A 3,581-nucleotide genomic window follows, 5' to 3' on the forward strand; every position below is an offset into this window, starting at 1 on the left:
CCGCCGCGGCGGCGCGACGCATCGCGGTGGCATCGACGGCGCTGGTGGCGTTGGCACTACCCGGCGGCACGCCGCTGCCCGAGAATTCCGGCGTACTGGTGGCCGGCCGGGAACGCCTGCACGCCAAGGCGATTACCTTGACATCGCGCAAGTGGGGTCGGCGCGGCAACGTCGAATTGGTGCGGCTGTCGTTCGGTCGATACGGTGACGCCACCGAAAACTGGGCCCGCAGCGTCGGCGACGACGACCTGCTGTCCTGGGCGGCGGAGGACCTGGCCGCGGTGTTCGGCACCACCAACGAGCCGGTCGATTGTCGGGTGCACCGATGGATCGACGCGATGCCGCAGTACGGGCCGGGACACGGCGAGCTGGTCGCCGAGCTGCGCGCGGGCCTGCCGGCGTCGCTGGCGGTGGCCGGCGGCTACCTGGACGGCATCGGGGTGCCGGCCTGCATCGCGGCGGCGACCAGGGCGGCGGCGTCGCTGGTCACGACGCGCGTGGCACGATAGACGCCATGGCCAAGCTGGATTTCGACGCTCTCAACACGACCCTGCGCTACCTGATGTTTTCGGTGTTCGCGGTGCGTCCAGGAGCACTGGGCCATGAAGAGGGGGCGCGGGAGGCGATCGTCGAGGAGGCCGCCACCTTCTTCAAGCAGCAGGAAGACAACGGCGTGGTGGTCCGCGGCCTGTACGACGTCGCGGGGCTGCGCGCCGACGCCGATTTCATGATCTGGACGCACGCCGAGCGGGTGGAGGCGCTGCAGGCCACCTACTCCGACTTCCGCCGCGCCACCACGCTCGGTCGGGCGACCACGCCGGTGTGGAGCACTGTCGCACTGCACCGGCCGGCGGAGTTCAACAAGAGCCATATCCCGGCGTTCCTGGCCGGCGAGGAGCCCGGCGCCTACATCTGTGTGTATCCGTTCGTCCGGTCGCTGGACTGGTATCTGCTGCCCGACGACGAGCGCCGCCGCATGCTGGCCGAGCACGGCATGGCCGCCCGCGGCTACAAGGACGTCCGGGCCAACACCGTGCCGGCATTCGCGCTCGGCGACTACGAGTGGGTCCTGGCGTTCGAGGCACCTGAACTGCATCGCATTGTCGACCTGATGCGGGACCTGCGCGCCACCGACGCGCGTCGACACGTCCGCGAGGAGACGCCGTTCTTCACCGGCCCGCGCGTCGGTGTGGAAGAACTCGTCGCCAAGCTGCCGTGACCATTGCGCCGAAATAGGATTCCCGGTCGTTGAAACGGCGATCCGACGACCCTGGCTCCCGTTTCGGCGAAGACTCAGGAAGCCGGAACCAGTCGCAGCGAAATCGAGTTGATGCAGTAGCGCTGGTCGGTCGGCGTCGGGTAGCCCTCACCCTCGAATACGTGGCCCAGGTGACTGTGGCAGTTGGCGCACAGCACTTCGACGCGGGTCATGCCGAGCGAATCGTCGGGCCGCAGGATGACCGCGTCGGAGTTCGCCGGGTCGAAGAATGACGGCCAGCCGCAATGGGATTCGAACTTCTCGGTGCTGCGGAACAACTCGGCGCCACAGGCCCGGCATTCGTAGACGCCTTCGGTCTTGCTGTCGGCGTACTCGCCGGTGAAGGGCCGCTCGGTGCCGGCTTCGCGCAGCACCGCGTACTCGGACGGGGTGAGTTTCTGGCGCCACTCGTCGTCGGTGAGCTCCAGGTTGGGCCGCGGAGAGGTCATGTGCCCACGCTAGCGCGGGGCTCCTGCTGCCTCATCCACGGCGGGTCGATGCCCTCGTCGAGCCTGTCCTCGGCCTTGGCGTCCCGGCAGCGGAAGTAGAGCACGCAGAACACCACGATCAGCATCAGCGACCAGCCGTAGGTGATCTTCAAATACTCCAGTGCCCGTCCGGTGGTTGGCCACTGCCCGAGCAGCCAGCGGTCCATCGTCATGAAGCCGTAGATGGCCAGCCACGCCACCCAGCTGCGGATCACCGAGTTCGGCAGCACCACCGTCATCAGGAACGGGAACAGCATCATCGAGTAGTAGCCCTGGCCCAGCGACATCACCAGCCAGGACGCGATCAGCAGCACACCCGACGACGTCGCCATCCAGAACAGCGGGTCACGGGTGCGGTAGTAGCGGTACAGCAGCCACAGGCTCGCCACCGCCAACAACGCAAAGACGATGCGTAGCAACATGATCAGCCACATCGGCAGGCCGTAGTACACGCCGTTGCCGAGGATCGAGCTGTTGAAATAGTCGCGGGTGCCCAGAATGTAGGGCAACGTGCGGGTGACGAAGTTCATCGGGTCGCTGATCAACGGCCACGCGGCGGCGTTGAACACCAACGGCACCAGAATCGCCGTAACCAACGCCCGCCACTGCCGGTTGAGCAATGGCAGCAACAGCAATGGCGCCAAGAGTGGTTTGACGACGAGCGTCAACCCGATCGCCACCCCGGCCCACCACTGGTGGCTGACCTTGCCGTCCAGCAACCAGCGGAAGAACAGCACCTCCAGCAGCAGGATGCAGCCGTTGATGTTGGTGAACACCAGCGTGTTGGTCACCGTCTCGGTGCAGAACATCGCCAGCAGTAGGGCGGGCGCGGCCACCGACGCCAGCCCGAACTTGAACAGCCGCAACAAGAAATACGCCGCGAGCACGATGGCGAGTGTGTTGAAGAAGATGAACCAGTAGCGCGACGCGTCGGGCGGCAGGTACCCGAAGGGCGCCATGATCAGCGTGCCGCCGGGCGGATACAGGTAGTGCGGGTCGACGTGGTTGAAGTGCTCGTTGTATATGTCCAAGCCGTGCTTGAAGTTGACCACGGCGCGATACACCGGCCCGAAGTCGTCGGTGATGTAGCCGTTGGTGGCCAGGACGTAGCTGCGGTGAATGACCGACAGGATCGCGATCGGCCACAACACCGACCGCAGCACCGTTGCAGTGCTCGGTGGGGAGGTGCGGGGCCGGAAGGCAGCCCGAAGGGAATCACGCAGGCCGGTACGGATGGAGTCTGGTGCCGCCACCAGCGCACCGTACACCGGCGGCCGCGGCCGTCGGGCTCTAGGCGGGGCAGTATGTGTCGGTGGGCGGCAGGTTGCCGCTGTCGAGATAGCCGATGACCGGGGCCAATGCGCAGGCCGAGTAGATGCTCGCGCCGTGCCCGATGCCCTGCCAGATGACGCGCTTGCTGGCCGTGCCCGCGTTGATCACGGTGGCCGCGACCTGGGCGACGCCCTCGTTGCCGACGATCGGGTCGTTCTGCACGCCGAGCAGCAGCACCGGGATCTTGAGGTTCTTCGGCTCATCCGGCACCGTTCCGCTCGGCCAGTTCAGGCATTTGACCAGGCTGAGCGCTCCGACCGTGCCGAACTGCGGGTACAGCTTCTCCCAGGCGACCACCAGCTCGCGGACCCGATCCGGGGTGGGCCGGTTCAGCGCGTCGCTGCACGAGTTGACGAACTGGCCGTCGGTCTGGCGCAGGGTGTCGGCCTGAGTGATCAGGTTGGTGAACTGGTTGATGTCACCGGCGTTAGCCGACGCCACCGCCGAGGCCAGGCTGTTGGTGGCGGCGGTGCGGTCGCCCCGCGGGTAGGCCAGCGCCGTGC

At 66.9% G+C, this 3,581-nt stretch carries 5 protein-coding genes; 2 read left to right on the forward strand and 3 right to left on the reverse strand.

What is annotated here, in order from left to right; genetic code table 11:
* A partial coding sequence (locus ACRDU5_RS05210; protein WP_526613353.1) for a protoporphyrinogen/coproporphyrinogen oxidase occupies positions 1–509 on the forward strand: 509 nt, incomplete at its 5' end.
* A 5-nt stretch (positions 510–514) separates the two neighbouring features.
* On the forward strand, positions 515–1,219 hold the full coding sequence (gene hemQ / locus ACRDU5_RS05215; protein ID WP_526613355.1) for a hydrogen peroxide-dependent heme synthase: 705 nt from the start codon (positions 515–517) through the stop codon (positions 1,217–1,219).
* Between the two features lie 74 nt (positions 1,220–1,293).
* Here hemQ and msrB read toward each other — a convergent pair whose 3' ends face one another.
* The 3 genes from msrB to ACRDU5_RS05230 all read right to left on the reverse strand — a co-directional run.
* Positions 1,294–1,707 carry a peptide-methionine (R)-S-oxide reductase MsrB gene (gene msrB, locus ACRDU5_RS05220; RefSeq protein ID WP_526613356.1) on the reverse strand — a complete coding sequence of 138 codons (414 nt, stop codon included), beginning with the start codon at positions 1,705–1,707 and terminating at the stop codon, positions 1,294–1,296.
* A complete protein-coding gene (aftC, locus tag ACRDU5_RS05225; protein ID WP_526613358.1) occupies positions 1,704–3,014 on the reverse strand; it encodes an arabinofuranan 3-O-arabinosyltransferase in 1,311 nt (436 codons plus the stop codon). The genes msrB and aftC overlap by 4 nt, the downstream gene beginning before the upstream one ends.
* A 22-nt stretch (positions 3,015–3,036) precedes the next feature.
* Positions 3,037–3,581 (reverse strand): alpha/beta hydrolase (locus tag ACRDU5_RS05230; protein ID WP_526613360.1); only part of this gene is annotated, 545 nt, incomplete at its 5' end.

The sequence above is a fragment of the Mycobacterium sp. genome (assembly GCF_050701515.1).
Taxonomy (GTDB): domain Bacteria; phylum Actinomycetota; class Actinomycetes; order Mycobacteriales; family Mycobacteriaceae; genus Mycobacterium.

Coding starts and splice junctions, on each gene's coding strand:
- hemQ (WP_526613355.1), top strand. CDS start 515: ATGGCCAAGCTGGATTTCGACGCTCTCAACACGACCCTGCGCTACCTG.
- msrB (WP_526613356.1), bottom strand. CDS start 1,707: ATGACCTCTCCGCGGCCCAACCTGGAGCTCACCGACGACGAGTGGCGC.